At 33.9% G+C, this 26,341-nt stretch carries 41 protein-coding genes and 3 pseudogenes; all 44 read left to right on the top strand.

What is annotated here, in order from left to right:
- The first annotated feature begins 105 nt into the window (after nt 1-105).
- Nucleotides 106-513 (top strand): exonuclease domain-containing protein, encoded by a 408-nt coding sequence (locus KUH03_RS18555; RefSeq protein WP_257095638.1) that lies wholly within the window; start codon nt 106-108, stop codon nt 511-513.
- A gap of 252 nt (nt 514-765) precedes the next feature.
- Nucleotides 766-1,206: an adenylyltransferase/cytidyltransferase family protein gene (locus tag KUH03_RS18550; RefSeq protein ID WP_257095636.1), complete on the top strand. Its 441-nt coding sequence runs from the start codon at nt 766-768 to the stop codon at nt 1,204-1,206.
- Nucleotides 1,207-1,212: 6 nt separating this feature from the next.
- Nucleotides 1,213-2,439: a sugar phosphate nucleotidyltransferase gene (locus KUH03_RS18545; RefSeq protein ID WP_257095634.1), complete on the top strand. Its 1,227-nt coding sequence runs from the start codon at nt 1,213-1,215 to the stop codon at nt 2,437-2,439.
- Nucleotides 2,424-2,627 (top strand): hypothetical protein, encoded by a 204-nt coding sequence (locus KUH03_RS18540; RefSeq protein WP_257095633.1) that lies wholly within the window; start codon nt 2,424-2,426, stop codon nt 2,625-2,627. Before KUH03_RS18545 ends, KUH03_RS18540 begins: the two co-directional genes overlap by 16 nt.
- Before the next feature lie 480 nt (nt 2,628-3,107).
- Nucleotides 3,108-3,329, top strand: a complete 222-nt coding sequence (locus KUH03_RS18535; protein ID WP_257095631.1) for a hypothetical protein — start codon at nt 3,108-3,110, stop codon at nt 3,327-3,329.
- A 978-nt stretch (nt 3,330-4,307) separates the two neighbouring features.
- Nucleotides 4,308-4,781 (top strand): hypothetical protein, encoded by a 474-nt coding sequence (locus KUH03_RS18530; protein WP_257095629.1) that lies wholly within the window; start codon nt 4,308-4,310, stop codon nt 4,779-4,781.
- Nucleotides 4,782-5,265: 484 nt separating this feature from the next.
- Complete coding sequence (locus tag KUH03_RS18525; RefSeq protein WP_257095627.1) at nt 5,266-5,535, top strand: hypothetical protein; 270 nt, start codon at nt 5,266-5,268, stop codon at nt 5,533-5,535.
- A 236-nt stretch (nt 5,536-5,771) separates the two neighbouring features.
- Complete coding sequence (locus tag KUH03_RS18520) at nt 5,772-6,359, top strand: polysaccharide biosynthesis protein (protein ID WP_257097098.1); 588 nt, start codon at nt 5,772-5,774, stop codon at nt 6,357-6,359.
- 29 nt (nt 6,360-6,388) lie between these two features.
- On the top strand, nt 6,389-6,649 hold the full coding sequence (locus KUH03_RS18515) for a hypothetical protein (RefSeq protein WP_257095625.1): 261 nt from the start codon (nt 6,389-6,391) through the stop codon (nt 6,647-6,649).
- Nucleotides 6,650-6,969: 320 nt separating this feature from the next.
- The gene (locus tag KUH03_RS18510; RefSeq protein WP_257097096.1) at nt 6,970-7,527 is read left to right on the top strand and encodes a DegT/DnrJ/EryC1/StrS family aminotransferase; all 558 of its coding nucleotides are present in this window, start codon (nt 6,970-6,972) and stop codon (nt 7,525-7,527) included.
- Between the two features lie 20 nt (nt 7,528-7,547).
- Nucleotides 7,548-7,871 (top strand): DegT/DnrJ/EryC1/StrS family aminotransferase, encoded by a 324-nt coding sequence (locus tag KUH03_RS18505; protein WP_257095623.1) that lies wholly within the window; start codon nt 7,548-7,550, stop codon nt 7,869-7,871.
- A 125-nt stretch (nt 7,872-7,996) separates the two neighbouring features.
- Nucleotides 7,997-8,614 (top strand): acetyltransferase, encoded by a 618-nt coding sequence (locus tag KUH03_RS18500; protein ID WP_257095614.1) that lies wholly within the window; start codon nt 7,997-7,999, stop codon nt 8,612-8,614.
- Nucleotides 8,614-9,140 (top strand): annotated as a pseudogene (locus KUH03_RS48760) (N-acetylneuraminate synthase family protein). Before KUH03_RS18500 ends, KUH03_RS48760 begins: the two are co-directional and overlap by 1 nt.
- Nucleotides 9,141-9,159: 19 nt before the next feature.
- Nucleotides 9,160-9,627 (top strand): N-acetylneuraminate synthase family protein, encoded by a 468-nt coding sequence (locus KUH03_RS46115; RefSeq protein WP_306429628.1) that lies wholly within the window; start codon nt 9,160-9,162, stop codon nt 9,625-9,627.
- Nucleotides 9,628-10,788: a UDP-N-acetylglucosamine 2-epimerase gene (neuC, locus tag KUH03_RS18490; protein ID WP_257095612.1), complete on the top strand. Its 1,161-nt coding sequence runs from the start codon at nt 9,628-9,630 to the stop codon at nt 10,786-10,788.
- 2 nt (nt 10,789-10,790) lie between these two features.
- Nucleotides 10,791-11,195, top strand: a complete 405-nt coding sequence (locus KUH03_RS18485) for a CBS domain-containing protein (protein ID WP_257095610.1) — start codon at nt 10,791-10,793, stop codon at nt 11,193-11,195.
- Nucleotides 11,183-11,712: pseudogene (locus KUH03_RS18480) on the top strand (sugar phosphate nucleotidyltransferase). The gene KUH03_RS18485 and the pseudogene KUH03_RS18480 overlap by 13 nt, the downstream one beginning before the upstream one ends.
- Nucleotides 11,713-11,729: 17 nt before the next feature.
- Nucleotides 11,730-11,837: a hypothetical protein gene (locus KUH03_RS48755; protein ID WP_373564826.1), complete on the top strand. Its 108-nt coding sequence runs from the start codon at nt 11,730-11,732 to the stop codon at nt 11,835-11,837.
- Between the two features lies 1 nt (nt 11,838).
- Complete coding sequence (locus KUH03_RS18475; RefSeq protein WP_257095607.1) at nt 11,839-12,270, top strand: hypothetical protein; 432 nt, start codon at nt 11,839-11,841, stop codon at nt 12,268-12,270.
- A complete protein-coding gene (locus KUH03_RS18470) occupies nt 12,228-12,731 on the top strand; it encodes a sialidase family protein (protein WP_257095606.1) in 504 nt (167 codons plus the stop codon). Before KUH03_RS18475 ends, KUH03_RS18470 begins: the two co-directional genes overlap by 43 nt.
- Nucleotides 12,732-12,760: 29 nt before the next feature.
- On the top strand, nt 12,761-13,024 hold the full coding sequence (locus KUH03_RS18465; RefSeq protein ID WP_257095604.1) for an exo-alpha-sialidase: 264 nt from the start codon (nt 12,761-12,763) through the stop codon (nt 13,022-13,024).
- Nucleotides 13,025-13,163: 139 nt separating this feature from the next.
- The gene (locus KUH03_RS48750) at nt 13,164-13,349 is read left to right on the top strand and encodes a cytidylyltransferase domain-containing protein (protein ID WP_373564752.1); all 186 of its coding nucleotides are present in this window, start codon (nt 13,164-13,166) and stop codon (nt 13,347-13,349) included.
- Nucleotides 13,346-13,780 carry a hypothetical protein gene (locus KUH03_RS18460; RefSeq protein ID WP_257095602.1) on the top strand — a complete coding sequence of 145 codons (435 nt, stop codon included), beginning with the start codon at nt 13,346-13,348 and terminating at the stop codon, nt 13,778-13,780. The genes KUH03_RS48750 and KUH03_RS18460 overlap by 4 nt, the downstream gene beginning before the upstream one ends.
- Nucleotides 13,781-13,918: 138 nt before the next feature.
- Complete coding sequence (locus KUH03_RS18455; protein WP_257095594.1) at nt 13,919-14,548, top strand: oligosaccharide flippase family protein; 630 nt, start codon at nt 13,919-13,921, stop codon at nt 14,546-14,548.
- A complete protein-coding gene (locus KUH03_RS18450) occupies nt 14,487-15,218 on the top strand; it encodes a lipopolysaccharide biosynthesis protein (RefSeq protein WP_257095592.1) in 732 nt (243 codons plus the stop codon). The genes KUH03_RS18455 and KUH03_RS18450 overlap by 62 nt, the downstream gene beginning before the upstream one ends.
- Entirely contained in the window at nt 15,208-15,477 is a 270-nt protein-coding gene (locus KUH03_RS18445) for a hypothetical protein (RefSeq protein WP_257095591.1), read from the top strand. The genes KUH03_RS18450 and KUH03_RS18445 overlap by 11 nt, the downstream gene beginning before the upstream one ends.
- A gap of 489 nt (nt 15,478-15,966) precedes the next feature.
- Nucleotides 15,967-16,131, top strand: a complete 165-nt coding sequence (locus KUH03_RS18440; RefSeq protein ID WP_257095589.1) for a hypothetical protein — start codon at nt 15,967-15,969, stop codon at nt 16,129-16,131.
- Nucleotides 16,128-16,997, top strand: coding sequence for a hypothetical protein (locus KUH03_RS18435; protein WP_257095587.1), 870 nt, complete (start codon nt 16,128-16,130; stop codon nt 16,995-16,997). The genes KUH03_RS18440 and KUH03_RS18435 overlap by 4 nt, the downstream gene beginning before the upstream one ends.
- A gap of 54 nt (nt 16,998-17,051) precedes the next feature.
- The gene (locus tag KUH03_RS18430) at nt 17,052-17,855 is read left to right on the top strand and encodes a hypothetical protein (protein ID WP_257095585.1); all 804 of its coding nucleotides are present in this window, start codon (nt 17,052-17,054) and stop codon (nt 17,853-17,855) included.
- 534 nt (nt 17,856-18,389) lie between these two features.
- Nucleotides 18,390-18,962, top strand: coding sequence for a glycosyltransferase (locus tag KUH03_RS18425; protein WP_257095583.1), 573 nt, complete (start codon nt 18,390-18,392; stop codon nt 18,960-18,962).
- Nucleotides 18,946-19,083 carry a polysaccharide biosynthesis protein gene (locus KUH03_RS46110; protein WP_306429627.1) on the top strand — a complete coding sequence of 46 codons (138 nt, stop codon included), beginning with the start codon at nt 18,946-18,948 and terminating at the stop codon, nt 19,081-19,083. The genes KUH03_RS18425 and KUH03_RS46110 overlap by 17 nt, the downstream gene beginning before the upstream one ends.
- Nucleotides 19,064-19,914: pseudogene (locus KUH03_RS18420) on the top strand (polysaccharide biosynthesis protein). Before KUH03_RS46110 ends, KUH03_RS18420 begins: the two are co-directional and overlap by 20 nt.
- 73 nt (nt 19,915-19,987) lie before the next feature.
- Nucleotides 19,988-20,410, top strand: coding sequence for a WxcM-like domain-containing protein (locus KUH03_RS18415; RefSeq protein WP_257095582.1), 423 nt, complete (start codon nt 19,988-19,990; stop codon nt 20,408-20,410).
- Nucleotides 20,407-21,219: an NAD-dependent epimerase/dehydratase family protein gene (locus KUH03_RS18410; protein ID WP_257095580.1), complete on the top strand. Its 813-nt coding sequence runs from the start codon at nt 20,407-20,409 to the stop codon at nt 21,217-21,219. Before KUH03_RS18415 ends, KUH03_RS18410 begins: the two co-directional genes overlap by 4 nt.
- Complete coding sequence (locus KUH03_RS18405) at nt 21,201-21,470, top strand: hypothetical protein (RefSeq protein ID WP_257095578.1); 270 nt, start codon at nt 21,201-21,203, stop codon at nt 21,468-21,470. Before KUH03_RS18410 ends, KUH03_RS18405 begins: the two co-directional genes overlap by 19 nt.
- Nucleotides 21,471-21,537: 67 nt before the next feature.
- A complete protein-coding gene (locus tag KUH03_RS46105) occupies nt 21,538-22,146 on the top strand; it encodes a UDP-N-acetyl glucosamine 2-epimerase (protein WP_306429625.1) in 609 nt (202 codons plus the stop codon).
- A 53-nt stretch (nt 22,147-22,199) separates the two neighbouring features.
- Nucleotides 22,200-22,676, top strand: coding sequence for a UDP-N-acetylglucosamine 2-epimerase (locus KUH03_RS46100; RefSeq protein WP_306429624.1), 477 nt, complete (start codon nt 22,200-22,202; stop codon nt 22,674-22,676).
- Complete coding sequence (locus KUH03_RS18395) at nt 22,658-23,152, top strand: hypothetical protein (protein WP_257095576.1); 495 nt, start codon at nt 22,658-22,660, stop codon at nt 23,150-23,152. Before KUH03_RS46100 ends, KUH03_RS18395 begins: the two co-directional genes overlap by 19 nt.
- Nucleotides 23,149-23,853: a glycosyltransferase family 4 protein gene (locus KUH03_RS18390; protein WP_257095575.1), complete on the top strand. Its 705-nt coding sequence runs from the start codon at nt 23,149-23,151 to the stop codon at nt 23,851-23,853. The genes KUH03_RS18395 and KUH03_RS18390 overlap by 4 nt, the downstream gene beginning before the upstream one ends.
- A gap of 71 nt (nt 23,854-23,924) precedes the next feature.
- Nucleotides 23,925-24,065, top strand: a complete 141-nt coding sequence (locus tag KUH03_RS48745; protein ID WP_373564751.1) for an NAD-dependent epimerase/dehydratase family protein — start codon at nt 23,925-23,927, stop codon at nt 24,063-24,065.
- On the top strand, nt 24,035-24,646 hold the full coding sequence (locus tag KUH03_RS18385; RefSeq protein ID WP_257095573.1) for an NAD-dependent epimerase/dehydratase family protein: 612 nt from the start codon (nt 24,035-24,037) through the stop codon (nt 24,644-24,646). The genes KUH03_RS48745 and KUH03_RS18385 overlap by 31 nt, the downstream gene beginning before the upstream one ends.
- A 465-nt stretch (nt 24,647-25,111) precedes the next feature.
- The gene (locus KUH03_RS18380) at nt 25,112-25,354 is read left to right on the top strand and encodes a hypothetical protein (RefSeq protein WP_257095571.1); all 243 of its coding nucleotides are present in this window, start codon (nt 25,112-25,114) and stop codon (nt 25,352-25,354) included.
- Nucleotides 25,323-25,817: a hypothetical protein gene (locus KUH03_RS18375; RefSeq protein WP_257095569.1), complete on the top strand. Its 495-nt coding sequence runs from the start codon at nt 25,323-25,325 to the stop codon at nt 25,815-25,817. The genes KUH03_RS18380 and KUH03_RS18375 overlap by 32 nt, the downstream gene beginning before the upstream one ends.
- Nucleotides 25,818-26,078: 261 nt before the next feature.
- Nucleotides 26,079-26,300 carry a hypothetical protein gene (locus tag KUH03_RS18370; protein ID WP_257095567.1) on the top strand — a complete coding sequence of 74 codons (222 nt, stop codon included), beginning with the start codon at nt 26,079-26,081 and terminating at the stop codon, nt 26,298-26,300.
- Nucleotides 26,301-26,341 lie beyond the last annotated feature (41 nt).

Genomic DNA, 26,341 nt, shown 5'->3' with positions numbered 1-26,341 from the left:
ATCAGAATGATTAAACTTTGCTTTTTTATTTTCAATTTGAAAAGTTAGCTATTGGGGCACAATTAAAAAAGTATTATTTTTACCCCTGTTTTAGGAGGATTATAGATGCAATCAGGATTAAGTTTTACAGCGATAGATTTTGAAACTGCTACTGCTAATCAGAACTCAGCTTGTGCAATTGGGCTGGTTGTTGTGGAGCGGGGAATTATTGTTGATGAATTTTATTCACTGATTCAGCCACCTCAAAACCAATATATGTGGCAGACGACGCGTGTTCATGGGATCAGGCCACGAGATACAGCTGCTGCTCCTACCTTCAAAGAATTATTCCCACAGATCTTTCCACTGATCAATAATCGGTTAATGGTTGCGCATAATGAATTATTTGATCGTGGTGTGCTTCGTAAAACAATGAGTTATTATAATCTTCCTTATGAAAGTTTGGGCTTGAGCGAAAAGTGGGAATGTACCTTTCGTATTTATCAGGAAAGGGTTTCAAGCCCGCACGGCTAAATGCCTGTTGTGAAGTTTTGGGAATTGAGCTTAACCATCACGAGGCGCTCTCAGATGCCCGTGCTTGTGCTAATTTGTATTTAAGACATGTTGACATTCCTTCTTTGGCATGATATTTACGTTGGATTGTAATAGAACGAAAGGTAGTTGTCTGATGTTCTCATTATTAGTTTTATCTTTGATAGATAAAATAGGTATTCTTATTGTTACTTTAAATTTATTGCGATTATGATAACTATCCCAGCCAAGAATATGCGTATTGGTATTACCTTTAGCGCATTTGATTTGCTGCATGCCGGACATATCAAAATGCTTGAAGATGCTAAGCGTCAATGCGATTTTCTAATTTGTGGTTTGCAGACTGATCCAACTCTAGATCGCCCAGAGAAAAACAAACCGGCGCAGACTGTTGTAGAGCGGTATATTCAACTTAAAGGATGCAAATATGTAGATCAGATTGTACCTTATGCCACTGAACAGGACCTAGAAGATATTCTTCGTTCATTTAAGATTGATGTACGTATTGTAGGCGATGAATATCGTGAAAAAAATTTTACCGGTCGATCTTATTGTGAAGAAAAAGGGGTTGAGTTGTATTTCAATAGTCGTGACCATCGTTTTTCCAGCTCAGGCTTGCGTAAGATTGTAGCGGATGCTAATTCAAATGAAGAAACAGTTTTAAAATCTATTTAAAGAAAGATGAAAATAGGAATTACTTTTGGTGTATTCGATCTGTTGCATGCTGGGCATATCATGATGTTGGAAGAGGCCAAGCGACACTGTGATTATTTGATTGTCGGGCTCAATACAGATCCATCTGAGGTGTTCCCGGAAAAGGCAAAGCCAACTCAAACCATCGTTGAACGTTATATTCAATTAGAAGGGTGTCGTTATGTGGATGAAATCATTCCATACGAAACTGAACAAGATCTTATCGATATGATTAAGGCTTTACCGATTCAGGTTCGTATTATTGGTGAGGAATATCGGGATACTGATTTTACCGGTAGATCATATTGTGTAGAAGAAAATATCGAAATTTATTATAATAGGCGTACACATCGTTTTTCAAGTGCGGGCTTACGTAAAGTTGTGGCGGATAAAGAAGCAGAAAAAAATAATATTATGAGTTCAATTATCCATGTGGTACTAACAGGAGGAGTAGGAAGTCGTTTATGGCCTCTTTCACGCAAAAGTTACCCAAAACAATATCTTTCTTTATTCAAAGAGGGGTCTTTGTTTGAGATGACTATTAAACGGAATCAGTCGTTGTGTGGCCAGGTCATTGTGGTAGGTAACTGTGATAATCATAGCTTAAGCCGCGAAGTCATGGAAAACAACAAAGTGGATTACATCGATATTGTGGAGGCGACTCCACGGAATACTGCGGCTGCTATTGCCTTTGCTGCCTTTGCTGCACAGCCTGATGATATATTGATCGTAACACCTTCTGATCATGTGATTGTCGGTGAGCAGGCATATGCAGAAGCGATCAAGGCTGGGATAGAAAAAGCGAACAAAGGTTATATCGTTACATTTGGTATACAGCCAACCCGTCCTGAGACAGGGTATGGTTATATCGAATATAAGGATGATAAGGTGTTGTCTTTTCGCGAGAAACCGAACCAGGATACTGCGGAAGATTTTATCGAGCGGGGTAACTTTCTTTGGAATTCGGGTATGTTCTGTTTTCGAGCGGATACATTTCTTTCCGAACTTCAGACCTTTGAGCCCAAAGTATATGCAACAGCTTTTAATGCCTGGCAGCATCGTAAAGATGGAGAATTGGATTTGCAATTGTCTAAAGAGATTCCTTCCATTTCCATTGATTATGCTGTGATGGAACGTTCCAAAAGATACGTGTTGTTGCGACGAGTTTTCAATGGTCAGATCTGGGGTCCTTTGAATCGATGTACGATTATTTGAAACAAACGGGGCATCCAGTGGACGAAAACGGAAATATGGTGATTGGTACGGATATTTATACCGCTTTTGTTGGTCTACGCGATAGTATTCTGGTGCACACCAAAGACGCTATTCTGGTGCTGCAGAAAGAAAAGTCCCAAGATGTCAAAAAATATACAATACACTTGAACGTCATCAATCCAAATTGATTGACTAAAGTGTAGGGATAATTTTTATACGTTATTTAGTATTGGTCGCTAGATTTGCAAAAGGTGAAAAATACTGGATTAGTGCTTATTATTGGATTCATAAAACAATTTTTTCTATTAGTACACTGTTTTAACGTTTGTTTTTGAATGTATTAATCTATTTTTGGTGGAATAATCTTTTTTCACTATTAATTGGCAAGAATAAATATAGTTGCTAATTAATAGTGAAATTAGGTAATTTTGATAAACTAAAATTAAAACATTTTATGAAAACTTTATTGTTGTTTGTAGCTATGTTTTTGTGCTAGGATGTGCAAAAGATGGAGAGATAGGTCCGCAAGGAGAGCAAGGTATCCCAGGTAAAGATGGGAGTCTTATTTATAGTGGTCCGGGCAGTCCACATATCACTACTGGGAAGATTGGAGATTATTATTTAGATCTTATAAATGGAAATTTATATGGGCCCAAAACCGATGCAGGGTGGGGTTCATTTTTAATTTAAAAGGTGAAAAGGGTGAAAAAGGCGAAGAAGGTCCTAAAGGTGAAAAAGGGGTTAGTCTACTTAGTGGAATTTCTGCGCCTGGAATTAGTCAGGGAAACATTGGAGACTATTTTTTAAATAAGACGAATTTAGAATTATTCGGACCGAAGACTGCTGGAGGATGGGGACCCCGACAAATTTGTCTCCCGATTTGGGTGTGAAAATAATATTTATAAGACCCGACTTTCATAATAATTATAAGGTTCTAAACGATACAGCATACTCTGCGGAAACAAAAACATATGTAATTGATTTGAAAGGTAAGAACTCGCATGCGGAATTCTATTGGACGAACATTTCCAAGGGCTCGAATGAAACACCGGAAACTATGCGAAAGTGGCTGTTAATGGATGGAAGAAGACAATCATCTATAGATTATTCAGGCGTCCTATATAAATATATATATGATGTTGATATGTATTACATCGCTGAATCAATTGAAAAGGATTTACCCTTAAATATTACATGAGAGCAAAACTTAAAGAATGGAGAGGAGATTTCTTAGATGAACAGACGTCATTAATTTACATGGTTAAACTCGTACCGATTGCTAGTTACGAAAGAGTCGCAAAGACATATCGTGATGCTGAGAAGTATTTTAGTTTTTCTACTTATCAGGCTAAAATTATTCATAAGTAGTAGTAAGCAATAATTTAATTTTTGGCAGGCCAATTTTGGCCTGCTTTTATCAGTTTACATTCGGTCGATCCTATATCTCTGGGTCAGGTCTTCCCTGCCATCCATTCATTTTTAGCAGATAAATTTTTTATGTTTTCGTCTTCAGATAGCATTTTCTAAATACCTTTAATCTTGACTCTTTTTTTTTACCGATAAATATTCGGAAGTCGAAAATTTTCTTTTTGTTGCAGCTCCTTCCGAGATAGAGTTGCTGATCTAGGACATTTAAGTGTTGAGAATCTGAAACTTTTTAAGCTAGCTATCGTATATGGATACTATTATTTCTCTTATGGCGCATAAATAAATGAGGCTATTCTGTTGAATTTTAACATGTTGCAAAATGTCCTTTTTTTGTCCCTGCCGATTTAATATTGAATTAACAGTAATATCAGATATTTGGTGAGTGAAAAAAACGCTATATGTGTAGCACTTAGTTGTTTAATTTTAACCAACATCATGATATGATGACCATAGCCATACTTATTATTTTATTTTTAGGGATTTGTTTTTTCTGGAAGAAGAAACAGCAGAAACAACGATTTAATAGAAGCGTTGGAATGACCGTTAGCTATATGTTTCAGGAGCGCCCAGGACAGTATAGTGGGGATAGAAATGTCCGAAGTGGGGTATTTATCTTTAAAGCTGAACGTAGTGATGATAGATTAAAGAATATTGTTATCCGAAAAGTAAGACCATTACATTCCGCTTTGGACGTAAATCTTGAGCAGATTTTGGTTATTCCATTTGAACGGGAAGGCAATAGGCGATCCGATGTTTCCGTTCGTTTTAAGGTAAACAAGCGAACCGCAAAGATTGAAGACCTAACAGGTAGACGTGTAAATGTTTCTGGAGTTCTAAATTTTGAGGAAAGGAGGCCGGAGTCATTTACGACAACTTTATCTATAACGGACTTATATAAAAAAACTGAAGCTTGATTGGTTGATAATAGTACTTGTTTTATTTTTAAGGGTACCTCATAACAGGGTGCCCAATTTTATGTTCATTTGGGTTGATGTTCCACGTGAATTTTAATTTTTAGAAGCTGTTAATTAAGTGTTTGAGCTGATTAAGGTTTAAATGTAAATGCAGCTTCTGTTAATTAACAATTTCTTCATTTGCAGAAGTAAATGGTATTGAGTACTTTTGTTACTCATTAAAACAGTGCCAATGTTAGAATCATTGATTACATCCAAGACTCGTCTCAAATTATTGATCAAGTTTTTGTGTCAGCAAGTAATCAAGGACATTTGCGTGGATTGGCAGATGAATTTCAGGAATCAACTAATGCAATTCGAAAGGAACTGAATCAATTGTCTGAGGCCGGGTATTTAGAAAAAGTACAGATAAGAATAAGATAGTATACCGAGCTAATACCAAACATTCCTTATTTAAGCCTTTACAAAATTAATTCACACCTATTTGGGAATAGATAATATTGTTGAGTTTATTTTACAAAAAGCGGGAGATATTCAGGAAGTTAGCTTGGTTGGAAATTATGCCGAAGGAATAGACTCAGGGAATATAGAAGTATTAATTTGGGGCAATAATTTAAATCAGGCATATTTATTGCAGTTAGCGGATAAAGTTGGGAAGAAATTAAAAAAGAAAATCATTGTTAATTTCGATGAGTTTGTTGGGCATCGCATTGTTTTATTCGACAACAATAGCAAAGCCTATCCGGTAAAATGAAAGTAGATGTTTTCTACGAATGAAGATTAGGGAGTAAGGAACTTATTAAGGGCAAGGTGCAAATAGGGTATGTGCTGTGTTTTGGATGCAGGGCATTTTTGAATAGACAATTATTGATCGTAGATTATACGTATGGATATTTTAAAATTAATTGGAAGAAATCAAGAGTTGTTCAATAATGACATTGAACAGCATGAAAAAAACTAACTGAAATTGTTAGTTCGTCTAAATTTTTGGTGATTGGAGGAGCGGGATCCATAGGATCGGCGACGACAAAAGAGATTTTCAAGAGAAACCCTAAGAAGTTGCATGTTGTCGATATTAGCGAAAATAATATGGTGGAGCTTGTTCGTGATATTCGAAGTAGCTTTGGATATATAGATGGAGATTTTCAGACTTTTGCACTAGATATTGGTTCTACAGAATACGATGCTTTTTGGAATGCAGATGGAGATTATGATTACGTATTGAATTTATCTGCATTGAAGCATGTACGGAGTGAAAAAGATCCTTATACCTTGATGAGGATGATTAATGTCAATATCTTTAATACAGATAAGACAATTCAACAATCCATTGAGAAGGGTGTTAAAAAATATTTTTGTGTTTCTACCGATAAAGCTGCAAACCCAGTTAACATGATGGGAGCCTCTAAGCGAATTATGGAAATGTTTCTAATGCGTAGAAGCAAGGAAATAGATATCTCAACAGCTCGCTTTGCTAATGTCGCTTTTTCCGATGGTTCTCTATTACATGGTTTTAATAAGCGTATAGAGAAGCGTCAACCTATAGTTGCTCTAATGATATTAAAAGGTATTTTGTAATACCAAAAGAATCCGGTGAGTTATGTCTCATGTCATGTGTCTTTGGTGAAAACCGTGATATCTTTTTCCCAAAATTAAGCGAAAACCTTCACCTCATTACTTTTGCTGAGATTGCTGTCCAATATTTGAAAGAAATAGGTTACGAGCCATATTTATGCGAGAACGAAGAGGAAGCTAGAGCATTGATCGATAGCCTACCTTTAGAGGGGAAATGGCCATGCCTCTTTACGAAAAGTGATACCACGGGGAGAAGGATTTTGAAGAATTCTTTACTTCGACAGAAACTTTAGATATGGAGCGTTTCGAAAATCTCGGAGTCATAAAAAACGCACTTAATGAGGATGTCGATAAGATCAATTTATTTGAGGATACAATTAATGCAATGAGAAATTCTGGGACATGGGGAAAGAGGAAATCGTAGAGCTCTTTAATCAGATGATTCCTGATTTTGGTCATAAAGAAACAGGAAAGTATTTAGATGCAAAAATGTAAAAAATGGAAAACATAAATCAACTTATTTCATTTGTAAGGAGCAATACAAAACTGATAAATTCATTCCATTGCATGAACCTAGATTTCGTGGAAATGAAAAAAATATGTTTTAGATACTATTGACTCTACATTTGTATCTTCGGTAGGTGCTTATGTAGATCAGTTTGAGCAGATGATGCAAACATTTACCCAAACAAATAAAGCGGTTGCGGTTGTTAATGGGACTTCCTCTTTGCAAGTTGCGTTAAGGTTAGCTGGTGTCAAAGCAGGTGACGAAGTTATTACCCAAGCATTGACTTTTATTGCTACGGCCAATGCTATTATGTACAATCAAGCAGTGCCAGTTTTTATTGACGTTGACTTAGATACCATGGGACTGTCTCCTAAAGCCGTAGAAGCATTCTTAGAGCAATACGGAGAAATTCGTGAGGACGGTTGTTATAACAAATCCACGGGAAAGAGAATTGCAGCATGTATGCCTATGCATACGTTTGGCTTTCCTGTACATCTTGATGAACTGCTTGCTGTTTGCAAGAAGTGGCAGATCCCCTTAGTTGAAGATGCTGCGGAATCTCTAGGAAGTTATTACAAAGGAAAACATACGGGCTCTATGGGGCTTATTAGCGGTTTTTCTTTCAATGGAAATAAGACCGTTACTTCCGGAGGGGAGGAGTAATCGTAACGAATGATGCTGAGTTGGGAAAACATGCAAAATATTTAACCACAACCGCGAAAAGACCGCATCCATATGAGTTTTTTCATGATGAATTAGGGTATAACTTTAGGATGCCAAACTTAAATGCAGCATTAGCTTGTGCCCAATTAGAAGAATTAGATGGTTTTTTGGCAGATAAAAGAGATTTAGCAGAAGGGTATGCCAATCTATTTCGGGGTTTGGGTATAAAATTCAGGGAAGAATTGCCAGAAGCAAAAGCTAATTACTGGTTGATGTGTGTTGAATTGGAGAATAAAATAGAAAGGAGCATTTCCTTGAATATACAAATGAAGCCGGAATTATGACACGTCCAATCTGGAATTTAATGCATCGTTTACCTATGTATTTAAATTTTCAGCGTGATGAACAAAAAATGCTGAATTTTTAGAAGAACGGATAGTCAATGTCCCTAGTAGTGTTAGATAATAAAATGGATAGAATTGCAATTATAGGATATTCTGGACATTCTTATGTCGTATTGGATGCTTGTTTGAAAAACGACTTACCGGTTCAATTCTATAGTGATTTGTTTGAAAAAGACGAGAATCCTTTTGATTTGCAATATATCGGTAACGAATCGGGTGCGATATTTGACTGGAATCTTGCCGATAGCTATATTTTGGGAATAGGAGATAATAATATTCGAGAAAAGATTTCGTCTAGAATTATTGCCAATGGGAAAAAGATCCTGAATGTTATTCATCCTACTTCTACTATTGCAAATTTCGTACAATTAGGGCACGGTATTTATATAGGGCCGCAAACTATTGTAAATGCTCTGGTGCAGATAGGTGATTGTTGCATTATTAACTCAGGAGCTATTGTGGAACATGAATGTCGGATCGGTAATAATGTCCATTTAGCGCCAGGATCCGTATTAGCGGGGCAGGTAGCAATTGGAAAAAATACATTCATTGGTGCAAATGCAGTTATTAAACAAGGGATAATCATTGGCGATAATGTGATAATCGGTGCAGGAAGTGTGGTTTTGAATAATATACCAACTGGCGAAGTTTGGGTCGGGAATCCCGCAAAAAAATTAAGATAATGAAGAATAATAGAGTTATAATTATTGCAGAAGCGGGAGTTAATCACAATGGAAGTTTAGAAAATGCTTTCAGGTTAGTAGATGCAGCTGTCGATGCAGGTGTTGACTATGTGAAATTTCAAACCTTTAAAGCTGATAAGCTAGTAGCGAAGTCTGCAAAAAAGCGGATTATCAAATCCAGAATACAAAGGATGAAAAGGATTCGCAGTTGGATATGTTGAAAAAGTTAGAGCTTTCGCATGATGATCATGAACAGCTGATTCAGTATTGTAATCAAAAGAATGTTAATTTCTTTTCTACAGCATTTGATCTGGACTCTTTACAATATTTGAAAGATATAGGTTTAGCTTTAGTGAAAGTGCCATCAGGGGAAATTACAAATTTACCCTATCTTCGTATGGTAGCAAAGTTGTTTAATAAAGTAATTCTATCTACTGGAATGAGCACTTTGGAAGATATTCGTTTAGCTATTGATGTTTTTAAAAAGAAGGTATTAAAAAGAAGATATTACAATCTTGCATTGTAATACAGAGTACCCGACTCCAATGCAAGATGTTAACATGAAGGCGATGTTGCATATTGGAAACACATTCGATACTGAAATAGGTTATTCCGATCATACTCTTGGTATAGAAGTACCGATTGCAGCGGTTGCTTTAGGTGCCCGTGTTATAGAAAAGCATTTTACTTTAGACAAGTATATGGAAGGGCCTGACCATGCTGCTTCGTTGGAACCGAGCGAATTGAAAGCTATGGTTTTAGCAATAAGAAATATAGAGCAAGCTATTTCTGGATCTGGATTGAAAGAGCCTAGTGAATCAGAGAAGAAAAATATTGCAATCGCACGAAAAAGTATTGTGGCAAAAGTAGCGATAAAGAAAGGTGAAGTTTTTTCTGAAGAGAACCTTACTGTAAAACGCCCTGGATCTGGTATTTCTCCAATGCGTTGGGATGAGGTTGTTGGAAAGATTGCTAAACAAAACTTTGAAGAAGATGATCTTATTCAAATATAGATGAAAAAGATTTGTATAATAACAGCAACTAGGGCAGAGTACGGTTTGTTAAAACCGTTAATGCATAAATTAAAGGAAAGTAATCAATTCAAATTACAGGTTGTAGTTACAGGTGCTCATTTGTCTCCCGAATTCGGTTTAACATATCGATTTATTGAAGCAGATGGTTTTAGTATAGACGAGAAGGTTGAAATGTTGCTCTCATCGGATACACCATCAGGTATCGTAAAATCTATGGGGGTAGCACAGATGGGATTCGCAGACTTATTTAATCGCTTTGTTCCTGATGCAGTAGTCCTGTTGGGAGATCGATATGAAATGTTATCTATAGCCGCCGCCGCTACAATTTTTACTATTCCTATTATCCATTTGCATGGTGGTGAAATCACAGAAGGGGCGTATGATGATGCGATCAGGCATGCTGTAAGTAAGTTGAGTGCAGTTCATTTTACGTCAACGGAAGAATACCGTCAAAGATTAATCCAAATGGGAGAGAATCCTAACAAAGTCTATAACGTAGGTGCCATTGGTTTAGATAATATTGTTGAGCTTCCACTACTGAATCGGGAGGAACTGGAAGAAAATCTCGGAATTAAATTTAAGAAATATAATTTCCAAGTTACATTCCATCCTGAGACATTGTCTGATATGAGTTCAGAAGAGCAATTTGAGATTTTATTGCAGGCTATACGCCAACAAAAGAATAGTTATTTTATTTTCACAAAAGCAAATGCTGATACCAATGGACGGATTATCAATCAAATGATTGATAAATTCGTGCTTGAAAACAGTAACGTGGCTTCTGCATATGATTCTTTAGGCAGTTTAAGATTTCTGTCGGTGGTTAAGATCTGCGATGCTATTGTTGGAAATAGTTCCAGCGGGATCATCGAAGCTCCTTCTCTACGTACGGCAACAATAAATATCGGGGACCGCCAAAGAGGTCGAACACAAGCTGATAGTATTCTGAACTGTAATGTAGAATTTAATGATGTTTTAAGATGCTTCAAAACTGTTAAAGATGATGGCTTCAAAAAGTTACTTATGAATGTCCAAAATCCCTATGGAGAAGGCGGTACTTCAGATAAAATTGTTCAAATACTCTCACAGTTAGAGTGGGGTGATTTAAAAATAAAGAAATTTCATAACATAGCCATTTAAATATGAATATAGTTGAAAGACATACTATTCTTCAATCTCGATCGGTTCGGGAAGCACTCATAAAGCTTGATAGCTTGGCTTCGGATGCGATCCTATTTGTTGTCGATGATCACAACAAATTATTAGGATCCCTAACCGACGGCGACCTGCGAAGGGTTTTTATCAAGGGGCTGGACTTTAATCATCAACTTGTTGATTTTATTCAAAGTTCACCCAAGTATATTCTCGAGAAGAGTTATAGTTTAGATAAATTGGAGATTTTTAAAGCTAACCATTTTAAAGTCGTTCCAATTGTCAACGAGGATCATGTAATTGTCGATATACTTAATTTTAGAATTCAATCAACTATAATTCCTGCGGATGCAGTTTTGATGGCAGGGGAGAAGGAAAGCGTTTGCGACCTCTAACAGAGACAACACCAAAACCACTTTTAAAGGTTGGAGAAAAACCTATTATCGAATATAATATAGATCGGTTAAAAAAGTAGGAATAAAAAATGTAAACCTAAGTATTAATTACTTGGGAGACCAACTGGTTGAATATTTTGGTGATGGCAATGATCGCAACTTGAATATAAGATATGTGCGTGAAGATAAACCTTTAGGTACTATTGGCTCGATTTTATTGGTAGAGCATTTTGAGCATGATGATATTATCGTAATGAATAGCGATCTTTTGACAAATATCGACTATGCTGATTTTTTCAAAACTTATAAGGATTCCGAATCTGATATGGCAGTAGCTGCAACATCTTACCAAGTGGATATTCCTTATGGTGTCTTAGAAGTTAATGAGTCTAATATTGTTAAATCGCTAAAAGAAAAGCCGAGATATACCTATTTTTCAAATGCTGGTATTTATATTATAAAAAGGGAACTATTAAAGATGATTCCGGAGGATAAGTTTTTGATATTACTGACTTGATAAATAGAGTGATTGAAATGAATCTGAAACTTATTACCTATCCAATAAATGGTTATTGGTTGGACATTGGCAAGCATGATGATTTTAAAAAAGCTCAAGAAGATATTAAACATATAAAATTATAAAATGAAAATTAGAATTGTTTTATTATTGTTTTGCATGAGTTTTATATTTAATTCCTGCAGTAAGAAAGATCCTCTTGAAATCGATTTAGAATATGATGTAGATATTCCAAATGACGGGTTAAAAATCAATATAAAAGATGGCTTAAAAGAAATTAAAGTTGAAAAAACATATTTATTAACAGAGGGACAATATAAAGGTTATAATTATGCATATCCCGAAATAATCAAACTGAATGATACTTCGTTGATGATGGTGGCAAAATCAAGCGTAGCCAATATTCAAGACTTCGCAAATGCTGATTTGATTAAGTTGCTGAGTTTTGACAAGGGAAAACTTGGAGAGAAGGTAATTATACATCAACCCCTTTTCCTGGGGCCATTAATTCATCAATGCCATCTATTTTGCGTATTGATGGGAGTAAACTATTGTTAATTTATCTGGTAAAGTACAGTGATGACCGCATCGATTTGAAGGTGGAAAATTCTGACGACAATGGAAAAACGTGGAGTGTCCCAAGAACGATTTATGGGGATAATCAGGGATACCAGATTATTAATAATTCAAGAGCAATTTTAGTTGGAAAAACTATTTATTTGCCCGTTTGTATCCCAGATGGAGGTACGATGAAAAGTTATTTGAAAGGGAAGACTAGCTTGGCGATTTTTTACTATTATAGTGAGGATTATGGGAAATCTTGGAAAAAGTCTAAAGCTATTAAGTCCCCTCAGTATGATTTATTGGAGCCAGGTTTGACATTCATTAAGAACAAAGAATTACTATATAATATAAGAACAGATAAAGGCAAAGTACTTTTTGCAAGGAGTTTTGATTTGGGACAAACTTGGCGCCTGGAAGAGAGTAATATTAATTCCCTTCATCTCCACAAACAATAAAAAGGATACCAGGTACAGATAAGTTGCTTATGGTCTGGAATGACAGTCAATTAAATGTTTCGACACATGGTGGGAATAGGAGTCCGCTTGCATTGGCTATTAGTTCGGATGGCGGGCGAAACTGGACTAAATTGCTAAACTTGGAGCCTTTTAATAATTCTGTCAAGGATTATGCGTATGTCGCAATAGAGTTTGATAACGAATATGCGTATTTTGCGTATAATGAAAGGGATAATAAAACATCTTCTTTTGCAATTAAAATGTCCAAAGTTAAATTAAGCTCACTTAAATAATTATACTTTAAAGTAAGCTGTTTATGAAAATGGGACTGTAGTATTTATTTGATATAATTTTGAAATCTAAAAATAATAGAATGATTGCGATAATTCCCGCTAGAGGGGGTCGAAAGGACTTCCTGGAAAAAACATTCGGATGCTTAATGGAAAGCCTTTGATTGCTCACACAATAGAAGCTGCTATAAACTCAAATGTTTTTGAACAAGTTATTGTAAATACTGATTGCGTGGAAATTGCAAGAATTGCCAAAGAATACGGAGCAAACATCCCTTTATACGCCCCAGTGATCTTGCTACTGATGAGGCATCATCTATTGATGTGATAAAACATACTATTACCTGGTTTGAAGATAGAAACGATGTTTATAATAATGTTGCGGTACTGCAACCAACTAGCCCTCTAAGAAATGAAGTCCATATTAAACAAGCATTTGAAATTTTCCATGATACAAATGTCAAATCCTTAATTTCATTTGTAAAAGAGCAACATCCGATTTATTGGAACAAGCGTATTAATAATGATGGATTGGTCGAGAATCTTTTTAACGAAGGTGATTCTTTGAGTAGGCAGAATTATATACCTACATATATCCCTAATGGAGCTATGTACATGTTCAAATCAAGTATATTAGAAAGTAATTCCCTTTATACGGATAACACTTACGGATATATCATGGATTTGCAAAGTTCAATTGATATTGATACTCAAGAAGATTTTGATTACTGTGAATTTCTAATGAGGAGAAATGTTTAAATAAACTGTTTTCAAATACTATAAATGCGGTACTATTGGTTACAATGTAGTAGTTGCAAAAGGAGCTATAATCAAATCTGTCCCGTAACAAGATTTTAGTTAGAGTTGTCTCTACTAAAAAGCATATTTAAAATATCGATGATAAAAAGTTTGTTAAGGCATAAATTATTAAAATCCACGCTTATTTATACTTTCGGTAGTGCAATAAATAAAGCTGTTCCATTCTTAATTTTGCCAGTTTTAAGTTATTACCTTCTTCCAGCCCAATTTGGGATAGTAGCAAATTTTAACGTGTTATTTGCTATTTTTGTGATTTTTGCAAATGTAGGATTTGACGGAGCTGTCAGTGCACGTTACTTTTCGATGAATAAAGATAATCTTAAAATTTTTGTATTTAACGGATTACTATTGTCATTGGTTGCTTCAATTGTCATGTTATTAATGATTACGGTATTTAATGGGGTAATTTTTGACTGGTTTAAAATTGACATTAAATATCAAATATTAACTGTTATTTCTGCATTATTTTCTGTTATTACTACTCTAAATTTGACATTGTGGCGTCTCGAGGAACGTCCGTTCCAGTATGGCTTTTATGAGATTTCTCAAACAGTAGTCAATATTTTGATTTCTCTATTACTTGTAGTAGTTCTAAAACAAGGATGGACAGGAAGAGTTGATGGAATATTGATTTCGACTATTTTATATGGTTTGTTTAGTCTTTTTTTTTTTATTTCGAAGAAACTATTTAAAATTTTCAATCAGTAAAAGCGTTATTAAAGGGATTTTACTTTTTGGTATTCCTTTAATTCCACATGCTCTAAGTATTTGGCTTAGAGCTGGGGCTGACAGAATAATCATTACACGACTTGTTAATGAATATTATACGGGGTTATACGCAACTGGTTTTCAGTTTGGAGTGTTTATTTCTTTTATTACTATGGCATTTAATAATGCTTTTGTTCCATTTTTATATAAAAATCTTAGTGAAGCTGATGCCAATATATTATATAGTAACAAATTGAAACTCGTTAAGTTAACATATATCTGCTTAATTGCCTATGCACTGTTAGCCGTGTTTTTTCTTTTTTTCTCCGATATTTTGATTCGAAATCTTTTCTCATCAAAATATCTTGAATCAAAAGATTTCATTATTTGGGCTATTATATCACAAGCTTTTCAAGGATTTTATTTGTTATTCGTTAATTATTTGTTTTTCACGAATAAAACCAAATTATTAGCAACAATTACAATAACATGTTCAATTCTACAGGTAACTTTAAGCTATGTGCTTGTCGATTATTTAGGAGCCATTGGAGCGGCCTATTCGTCTGTTGTCATTAGCTTTATTAACTTTATTGCGGTGATGTTTGCTGCAATAAAAGCTATTGATATGCCTTGGAAATATTGGATTAAAAATAATATAAATGAAAAATAATCATAGTTTGTATTTTATTTCAAAGCCTCTTCAGTATTTTAATGTTACAAATATTGATGATGCTAATAATAAGCACTTAATAGTGATTGATTCTTTTAAAGATTCGAATATTTTAGCCAATAGAGCATCTCAGATTGATTATTGGGAAAAGGTAGAGGTTTTTTCTACATATGAGCAGGCGTTCAAGTCTGTTGATGTAAAAAATATTCGAATCTATTTATTGATAGTGATTACGGTTATAGTAAAACTTCATTTTTAAAAAGGTTTAAAAATATCAATATTAATGTCTATGAAGAAGGTGAGGGAACTTATATAAGTAATATTAGATCAGTTACTGAACGAAATCTTGGAGTCAGTTTTGGGTTAGGAAAAATAAAGAGTTATTTTATCAAATTGTTTTATAGGCTCACCGGTCACCAGGATTTTCACGGTGGAAGTAAGTTTACAAATAACATTTATGTTTATGACATTGACAAATATAAAAATGGAAAATTCCTAAAAGGAAAAATGTTTTAACATTTAAAAATGACTTTGTTGATCACTTACGTTCACCATTGGTACGAAAAGTGTTATACCCTAATGCTATTGATTTTTTGCATTTATATGGACAAGAAGTTTTATTATATGTCTCTAGTTGGAATATTGATATTAATGCAATTGAGCGCGTTGAAAATGAATTTAAAATACATTTTAAGTTGATAAAGCTCCACCCCATATTAAAGTAATTGATAACTCGGCGGAGTTATTGATGTCTAAATTTGATATAAACTTAAATGGTGGTGAAATGCTGGAATTTTTTATTGAATCTTTATTACGCGTTGAATGTAAATTGACCATTTTACATTATGGTACGAGTGCCTTAACTTATTTTGATAAAAATTCATTTTTAGAAATTCAAATAGAAAATAAATGAGTAACGTTAAACACTTAATTCATGCATATATATTTGCTGGCATAACCTTTGTTTTGAGTATTTATGTTTTTCCTTACTATGTTTCGGGAGACCAGCTACATTATCGGCTTTTCTATGAAGAGATCAATAACTTCTCTATTGGCCCTGGTTTTATTGCATATAGGAATTATTTAGGAGCAAGTGAACCAGTTTATTTTTTTATTGTTTATTTTCTAAATAGATTGATTGAAAAGGATCTCTTATTTTCTATAATTAATGGTCTTTTTGCTTTTTTTCTAGCAAAGAATATGTTAAGATTAAGAATATCGATTCCTCTTTTATACTGTACTTTGATCAATTTCTATTTCGTCGTATTGTTGTTCTCAGCTGAAAGGTTGAAATTATCTCTATTATTTTTTCTTATAGCAATATTGTATAAAAATTCACTTAAGCAGTATGCATTTATATCATTTTCAATTTTGTCGCATTTCCAATCGTTAATTTTGGTATATGTTGAAAAGTTTAATGAATTGAAAACTCAAATAGTGAAATATTTTAGACAAGGGAATCTGTTTAAGATTTTTTTAACAATAGCCGCGGCAATTGGTTTTGTAGCAATTCTTTTTGTAATGAGAGGATACTTGCAAGACAAATTGTTAGCCTATTCTGATAGAGGAGGTATTCAAAATGTTATTAAACCAATTGTCTTTTGCTTTTTGGCAATGTATTATAGCAAAGAAAAACTAACAGATGTATTTTTAATGTTTTTGCCGTTGATATTTAGTTCAATCGTAGTTGGCGAAGAAAGGATTGTAATATTTTGTTATGGGATATTTATGTACTTCGCTATACAAGTTAAAGGGGAAAAAAATTGGGGGTACTGCTAACTAGTATTTATTTTATATATAAAGGTTGTGAATTTATCTCTAATATAATGATCAATGGAAATGGATTTGATAATGGTTAAACTGAAAAATTGTATTGTAATTTTGCTGTTGAGCTTACCAATAAGTGGTTTATGCCAGCAGAAAAAGAAATTCAAAGTTTTTGATGCTATTTTGTTTTTAAATAAACCCAATCTATCAAAATATGGATTTAGTAAGATTAATGTTATATATGAAGATGGCATAATATCTACAAATTATCATGAGAAAGATGTTAAGGCATTTAATCGCAGATTTGTAGACAAATCAAAAATTTTAGATAAATCAAGGGGATCTAAGAACAATATCGTGCCCGTTTGTATTGATGTTGAACACTGGAATGTTCAGGATCCTAAAACCAAATCTCAGGCAATAGATAAGTATGTGGAGATTTTAGATACTTATAGAAAGATAGACTCAAAGAATCTGGTATCAGTTTTTCATTATGGTTCCATTTCGAAAGATATTTATAACTCTTCGAATGTAGTTTTTCCAGCCTATTATTCTCATAGTTCAAATTATAATGAATGGGAAGCTATGGTAAGAAATAGTGTAAATGCGATAAGAAAAATGGGTAACAAGCCAATTTATGCATTTATATGGCCTCAATATAATAATGTTCCCTCAAAACATAATTTGGGCTTCACTTTTGTGGATAGTGCAACTTGGAGAAAGCAATTAGAATTAATTTACACGCTTTGTGATGGAGCAGTTATTTGGACTCATTACAATGACAAAGATGGTAACAAGATTTATTTTGATAAAAATATGCCATGGTTTAAGGAGACTTTAAAGTTTATTAAAGAGAAGAATATTAAATAATGAAAATTCTAATAGATAATTCTAATCTTTTTGCCGGAGGTGGGATTCAAGTATCGACATCATTTTTAAAAGATGTTGAAACTTTATCAACAGGACATGAATTTTTTGTTATACAATCTCCAAATTCTGCTAAACAAATAAATCAATCAGAGTTTTCTGAGAGTTTTACTTTTTTGATATTCCGGACGAGATACACAAAAATATTCTTAAAAGATCAAAATTTGTAAAAAATATTGAAGAAAAAATTGCCCCAAATGTCATTTTTACAGTATTTGGACCATCATATCATAGAAGTAATAGGATTAAGGTAGTAGGGTTTGCAATCCCACATTTAATTTATCAGGATTCACCCTATTTTAACCAATTAGGGATATTAGATCGGTTGAAAAACTTTTTATATCGACTATAAAGAGATCCGCTTTTAAGAGAAATAGTGACATTTTAATTTTTGAAAGTCAAGTGGCTCAAGAAAGATTTAAGTTGTATTTTAAGAAACCAACCTATGTTGTCTCGAATACTTTAAATGAAGTATTTTTGAATACAGAATCTTGGAAACCACTGGTATTGCCCAAAAATAATTCCTTTAAAATTTTATGCTTGACGGCAAATTATCCTCATAAAAATTTTCAAATTATTCCTCAGGTTATTGAGTCATTATTAAAATTGGGATTTTCGGATTTCACTTTTTATGTTTCATTAAAGGAGGAGGATTTAGAGCTAAATGAAGCTATTAAAAGACATATTTGTTTTTTAAATCGTGTAGATTTAGTTCAACTTCCGAGTTTATATCAGCAGATGGATTTGTTATTTATGCCATCTCTTTTAGAAGTTTTTTCTACTACATATTTAGAAGCGATGTATATGAAGATTCCCATTATTGCATCTGATATGCCTTTTGCTAGAGACATTTGTGGAGAATGTGCGATGTATGCTTCTCCTTTAAGTGGAAAGGATTATGCAAAACTGATTATTGATCTGTACAATAATATCAGTTTGAGAAAAGAATTAATTTCAAAAGGGGAAAAAAATTTGAAACGTTTTGGGAGCTCACTTGATCGAACAAAGAAATATTTAGAAATATTAGAAAGATATGGAAATACAAAATAAAGTTTTACTAATTACTGGAGGAACAGGGTCTTTTGGTACTGCGGTATTAAATCGTTTTTTACATACAGAACATTTTAAAGAAATTCGGATATTTTCACGCGATGAAAAAAAAGCAAGATGATATGCGCAATTTATATAAAAATGATAAAATCAAATACTATATAGGTGATGTGCGTGATTATTCATCAGTAGAGCCCGCTACAAGAGGGGTAGATTATGTTTTTCATGCTGCTGCCTTGAAACAAGTACCATCATGTGAGTTTTTTCCTATGCAAGCAGTTAAAACAAATGTTGAAGGAACACAAAATGTAATTCGCGCTGCATCATCAAATGGTGTAAAAAAGGTGATTTGTTTGTCAACTGATAAAGCTGCTTATCCTATAAATGCAATGGGAATTTCAAAAGCTATGATGGAAAAGGTTGCGGTGGCTGAGGCACGCAATTTGACAGAAACTGTTGTGTGCTTGACTCGTTATGGCAATGTAATGGCTTCGAGGGGATCAGTTATTCCTTTATTTCTTGCTCAGATTCAAAAGGGCGAGCCTATTACAATAACAGACCCGAATATGTCCCGCTTCTTTATGTCTTTGGAAGATGCTGTGGATTTGGTATTATTTGCATTTGAACACGGTAATTCCGGAGATCTTTTTGTAAACAAAGCTCCTGCGGGCTCTATTGGAGATCTAGCGAAAGCATTAATTGAATTGACAGGTAAAGAGGTCCCTGTCAAAGTTATTGGAACTCGTCATGGAGAAAAGCTCTATGAAACGCTTTGCACCCGAGAAGAAATGATGAAGGCTGAAGACATGGGAGATTTCTATCGTGTACCTGCAGATAACAGAGATTTAAACTATGCTAAGTATTTCTCGGAAGGTGAGCAAGATGTTTCAAAATAGAAGATTATCATTCACACAACACTGAACAACAAGGAGTGGAAGGTTTAAAAAACTAATTTCATCCTTGCCACTTATTAGGAAGGAAGTGTTCGGAGAGGATGTAATGCAATACCCATATTAATTTTACTTATGATAAAATTTATAAAAGGAGGAATTGCGAAGGACGAAAGAGGTCAAATTCGTTTTGTGAATGACTTTGATATGTCACTAGTTAGAAGATTTTACATTATCAAAAATGCGGATACAGAGTTAGTTAGAGGGTGGAGAGCACATCGTATTGAACAACGCTGGTTTTATACGCTTTCGGGTTCTTTTGCTGTTGATATTGTGAAAATTGATGATTGGGATACTGCTTCTTCGGATTTAGCTGTTGAACGAATAATTTTGGATACAAAAGAAAATCAAGTATTGCACCTTTCCAAAGGGTATGGTACCGCATTTCAAGCGCTAGAAGAAAATTCAGAATTATTGGTTTTTTCCGATTTTGGAATAGAAAATGCATCTAACGATGATTATACTTATTCACTGGATTATTTTATAAATAGAAAATGATAAAAATAGGAATTACCGGTCAAAACGGTTTTGTTGGGAGTCATTTATACAATACCCTAGGATTGTTCCCAAAGGAATTTGAAAGAATTGATTTTCATCGAGATCTGTTTGAAAATGCGGAAAAACTAGATGACTTTGTTTCAAAATGTGATGTTATTGTACATTTGGCAGCTTTAAGTCGTCATGAATCAGAGCAGATCCTTCATGACACTAATATTGCTTTAGTGACGAAATTGGTTAGTGCATTAAATAGAACCAAATCGAAAGCGCACGTGTTGATTTCATCTTCAATTCAGGAGAATTATGATAATTTGTATGGTAAATCAAAGAAAGCAGGGCGTGAAGCGCTGATAAATTGGGCTCAGCACAGTGGTGGAAAAGCAACAGGATTAATTATTCCAAATGTTTTTGGTGCTTTTGGTAAACCTTTTTATAATTCTTTTATAGCGACATTCTGTTATCAATTAACACATGGAGGAACACCTTCCATCGCGAACGACGGTGAAGTGAAAATGATTTATGTTCAGGAACTGGTCGATAAGTTTGTTGAACTAATTAGGTCTAATGAGGATGTCGCAGAGTTAATAATCGAACCCACTGCAATAAAGAAAGTTTCTGAAGTATTGGTGTTATTAAATGGATATAAAGCAAAGTATTTTGAAGGAGGGGAAATTCCTGTTATCAATAATGCATTTGAACATAACTTATTTAATACATATCGTACCTATATAGATCATGCAGAGCATTTTCCCGTAAAATTTACATCCCATAAAGATCCTAGGGAGCTTTTGTGGAGGTTATTCGGCTAGGAATTGGTGGCCAATGTTCGTTTTCCACCACAATACCTGGAATTACCAGAGGAAACCATTATCATACTCGTAAGATTGAGCGGTTTGCTGTAATAAAAGGTAAGGCTCTTATTCAATTACGGAAAATCAACACAAATGAAGTAATGGATTTTTACCTAGATGGTGAAGAACCGGCTTACGTTGATATGCCAATTTGGTATACTCATAATATTAAAAATATAGGAGAGGAAGAGCTTTATACGATTTTTTGATCAATGAGCCTTTTGATCCAAAAGATGCGGATACTTATTTTGAAACTGTTTAAGCATTAAACATATCATGAAAAAATTAAAAGTGATGACAGTCGTTGGAACACGACCAGAAATTATAAGACTATCTAGAGTGTTAGCGGCACTTGACGAGTCAGATGCTACTGAACATATTATTGTCCATACTGGACAGAATTACGATTACGAACTGAATCAAATCTTCTTTGAAGATTTAGGTTTACGTAAGCCGGATTATTTTTTAGAGGCTGCAGGAAAAACTGCAACAGAAACGGTTGGTAATATTTTAATTAAGATTGATCCTTTATTAGAAAACTTGCAACCTGATGCATTTTTAGTATTAGGAGACACAAATTCTTGTTTATGTGCGATCCCTGCAAAAAAACGGCACATTCCTATTTTCCATATGGAAGCAGGAAATAGATGTTTTGACCAGCGTGTCCCAGAGGAAACAAATCGTAAAATTGTTGATCATACTTCCGATATTAATTTGACATATTCTGATATCGCAAGAGAATACCTACTTCGTGAAGGCTTGCCTTCAGATCGTATTATTAAAACAGGTTCACCAATGTTCGAAGTGCTGCACCATTACCTGCCTCAAATTAATGCCTCTAAAGTTTTAGAAAAGTTAGACCTGGAGAAAAATAAATTTTTGTAGTTTCATCACATCGAGAAGAGAATATCAATTCGGAGAAAAATTTTCGAGGATTAATGACTTCTTTGAATGCAATTGCAGAAAAATACAAATATCCTATTATTGTTTCAACACACCCTCGTACTCAAAATATGATTGATAAGATGCAAATTAAAATGCATCCTGAAATTCATTTTTTGAAACCGTTGGGTTTCCATGATTACAATGCTTTACAAAAAAATGCTTATGCAGTACTTTCTGACTCAGGGACAATCTCTGAAGAATCTTCTATCTTAAATTTTCGCGCATTAAATATTCGACAAGCACACGAACGCCCGGAAGCCATGGAGGAAGCATCTGTTATGATGGTAGGATTATCTCCAGAACGCATACTGCAAGGATTAGCTCAGGTATTGCAACAACAAGTTGGTGTAGAAAGAAACTTTAGACCAGTAGCGGATTATTCGATGCCAAATGTTTCCCAAAAAGTGGTTCGTATTATTATTTCTTATACAGACTACATAAAAAGAACTGTTTGGTCAGAAGAAATTTAAAGAATGGAAAAAAAGAAAAAATTCTGATACATAGTATAGCTTTCTTTCCAGATGGTGTATCAACAGCTTATCTATATAATGATATAGCTTTAGCTTTTAAGGATGCTGGTTATGAGGTCGTTGTTTTGACAACGACTCCTCATTTCAATGTTGTTCCTGAACAAGTAAAGCGTCATCCGATGAGAAAAAAATTATTTGGGCTTTATTTTGAAGGTGAATATTTCGGTATACCTGTAATACATATTCCTCAGAAAAAATTTAAATCTACTTTTCTAAGATTACTTGGATTCATGTATTGGCATTTGCTAGCTTTGATTTTAGGTTTGTCCGAAAGAAAAGTCGATTTAATTCTATCACCATCGCCTCCATTGACTATTGGTTTGGTTAATTTAATCATTGCTAAATTTAAAGGAGCCAAAGTCATTTATAACGTTCAGGAGATATACCCTGATTTATTAATGGAACATGGGGGTTGAAATCGAAGCCTATTATTGCTGTCCTCAAATTTCTAGAAAAAATTGTTTACAATAAATCCACCGCAGTAACAACGATAGATCAGGTATTTTATAATACGATTGTTCATCGATTTAAGAATAAAAATAAATTGCATATTGTACCTAATTTTGTTGATACGGATTTGTATAAACCTTATTTAGGCAAACTTAATTTGGATCCTGCCATTTTTCCTGAGAATGGAAATATAAAGTTAATGTATGCGGGTAATGTTGGGCACGCACAAGATTGGGAGCCTTTGTTGCAAGCAGCTAGGTTACTTAAAGAAGAACCAATCGAATTTTTTATTATTGGTGAAGGTGTTATGAAAGAATATGTGAAAAATATGGTCGAAAAAAGCGGCTTATCAAAAGTTCATGTTCTTCCTTATCAACCAAGGGAGTTGATGCCAAAGTTATTGGCATATGCCGATATGCAATTTATATTTATGTCAAAAGAAATGGAAGGACACGGTTTCCCATCCAAAGTATATACAATTATGGCATGCGCTAAACCTTTAATTGTTTGCTCAGGCGAAGGAACTCCGATAGTTAATTTCTTAAAAGATTATAATTGCGCAAAGATTATTACTGAAGGTAATGAACAAAAAAATACAAGATATTCTTTCATTCTTGAAAGCGACAAGCCAGAATCAATTATCGAATATGGGAAAAGACGGTTATGATGTTATACAGAGATATTATTCGAAACAAGTTGTTACGGGGAAATATGTGTCAATTGTAAAAGACTTATTAAATGAATAAGATTATTATTACTGGAGCTTCGGGCTTTGTAGGCCAAAACCTTACAACTTATTTACAGAAACGGAATACCGAAGTGGTTGCGTTATCTCTTCGAAATTCAGATTGGAGAAAAAGCTACCTAAAGAGGGATTAGCTATTATTCATCTTGCGGGAAAAGCTCATGATACCAACAAAATATCCGATTCTGAAGTATATTTTAAGATTAATCGAGATTTAACTATCGAGTTATTTAATACCTTTCTTCAATCTAATGTTCGAGATTTCATTTATTTTTCATCGGTAAAAGCTGTTGCAGATAAAGTGGATAAATTTTTGGATGAAAATATTGCTGGTAATCCACAGACACCATATGGTAAATCTAAACTAGAAGCAGAACAATATTTACTAAAGCAGCTATTGCCAGAAGGCAAAAGACTATTTATAATAAGACCATGTATGATTCATGGTCCTGGTAATAAAGGTAATCTTAATTTGCTATATAAAGTTGTTGAAAAAGGGATCCCATGGTTTTTAGCTAAGTTTCATAATGACCGTTCTTTTTTAAGTATAGATAATTTATCTTTTTTACTTGAAAGAATGATTAATGACCAACAGATAAGCTCCGGTATTTACAATTTTGCAGATGATGAAACACTATCCACAAATGAATTAGTAGAGCTAATTTCAAAAGGTTTAGGTAAAAAGTACGATTATTGTTCGTTCCAGTTTTTTTAGTAAAGGCATTTGCCAAAATAGGGGATATATTGCCATTGCCTCTTAACTCTGAACGCTTAAAAAAGTTGACAGAGTCTTATGTCGTATCGAATGAGAAAATAAAGCATAAACTAGAATTACTACCTTACCTCTTACCGCGAGTGAGGGGCTGGGAAAAACAATAGAATCTTTTAAAAAAGAATTAATAAATTTAGAATTTGAAAAATAGTTATAAATGGTATATATAATTATATTTATTGTTTTAATGGTATTGGAGCTTGTATATTTTAGAATTGCAGACCATTATAACATTATTGACAAACCAAATCATCGCTCATCTCATACTGCAGTAACTTTAAGAGGCGGAGGTATTGTTTTTATTTTGGAGCTTGCAGTCTATTTTATTAGGTCTGGATTTGAATATCCTTGGTTTTTTCTAGGACTTACATTGATGACCGTAATTTCTTTTTAGATGATATTCTTTCTTTGAGCAATAAAATTCGATTATTCGTTCATTTTAGTTCTGTGCTACTGATGGCCTATCAAATGCACCTGTTTATGATGCCTTGGTATTATCTTTTGGTTACCTTTATTATTATTGTTGGTGTGATCAATGCGTATAATTTTATGGATGGTATCAATGGCATTACAGCGTGTTACAGTTTAGCTGTTGGAGGACTTTTGATGCTTGTTAATCATGAAAAAGCTTTATGGCACAGGATCTTTTAGCTTTTACTTTACTTGGCGTACTTGTTTTTACTTTTTTAATTTCCGAAATCAAGCTAAATGTTTCGCAGGTGACGTTGGAGCCGTTGCGATTGCTTATATCTTATTGTTTGCTTTGGGGGCATTAATTCTTGCTACAGGCAACCCCATTTATATTTTATTTTTGAGTGTTTATGGAATTGATGCCGTATGGACGATAGTTAGAAGGTTATATCTAAGGGAAAATATATTTGAAGCGCATCGGTCTCATTTATATCAGTTTTTGGTAAATGAGGCCGGTGTGAATAAACTGCTGGTCTCATTTTCTTATGCTATGGTTCAATTTGTCATAGGTTTGCTGGTAATTAAAGTCGCGGACCTAGCTTTATCAGTGCGAATTTTTTTTTCCGTTTCATTGCTCATAATTTTTAGCATTGGTTATTTTTTAATAAAAACATGGGTAATAAAAAAATACGTGAAAGTTTAATGCATTTTACCTGTTGCCAATAGCGCACCATCATGAATATATATTTAGGCATCAAATTTGTGTTATTGACACGAATTTGATTTATCTATTATAGAATGACAAATAATACAAGAAATTTGAGCAAATTAATCTATTTTTGCTCACAAATTAAATCTATCTCATAATTTATATAGCATGCGATTAATTTCAAAATGTAGTTTAGCTATAGGTGTACTTATAGTATTACTCGTAGCCTTCACTTCTTGCGGGTCTCGCAAGAGTATGGTGTATTTACAACCAGATTCTACGCAAATTAAGTCTATTTATGACCAACATGTACCAAAAATTCAGCCTAATGATATTTTGACAATATCTGTTACAGCAGCAGATCCAAAAGTTACAGCTCCTTTTAATTTAATAAGCTCATTGCCAAATACAAACATGTCACAATCGGCAGATTTAGCCTTGCGTCCTACTTATACAGTAGATGATCAGGGAATATAATTTTTCCTCTTTTGGGTAAAGTTAAGATTGGGGATTGACTC

The sequence above is a fragment of the Sphingobacterium sp. E70 genome (assembly GCF_019285695.1).
GTDB lineage: Bacteria > Bacteroidota > Bacteroidia > Sphingobacteriales > Sphingobacteriaceae > Sphingobacterium > Sphingobacterium detergens.
This window is presented reverse-complemented; position numbering and strand designations above follow the sequence as displayed.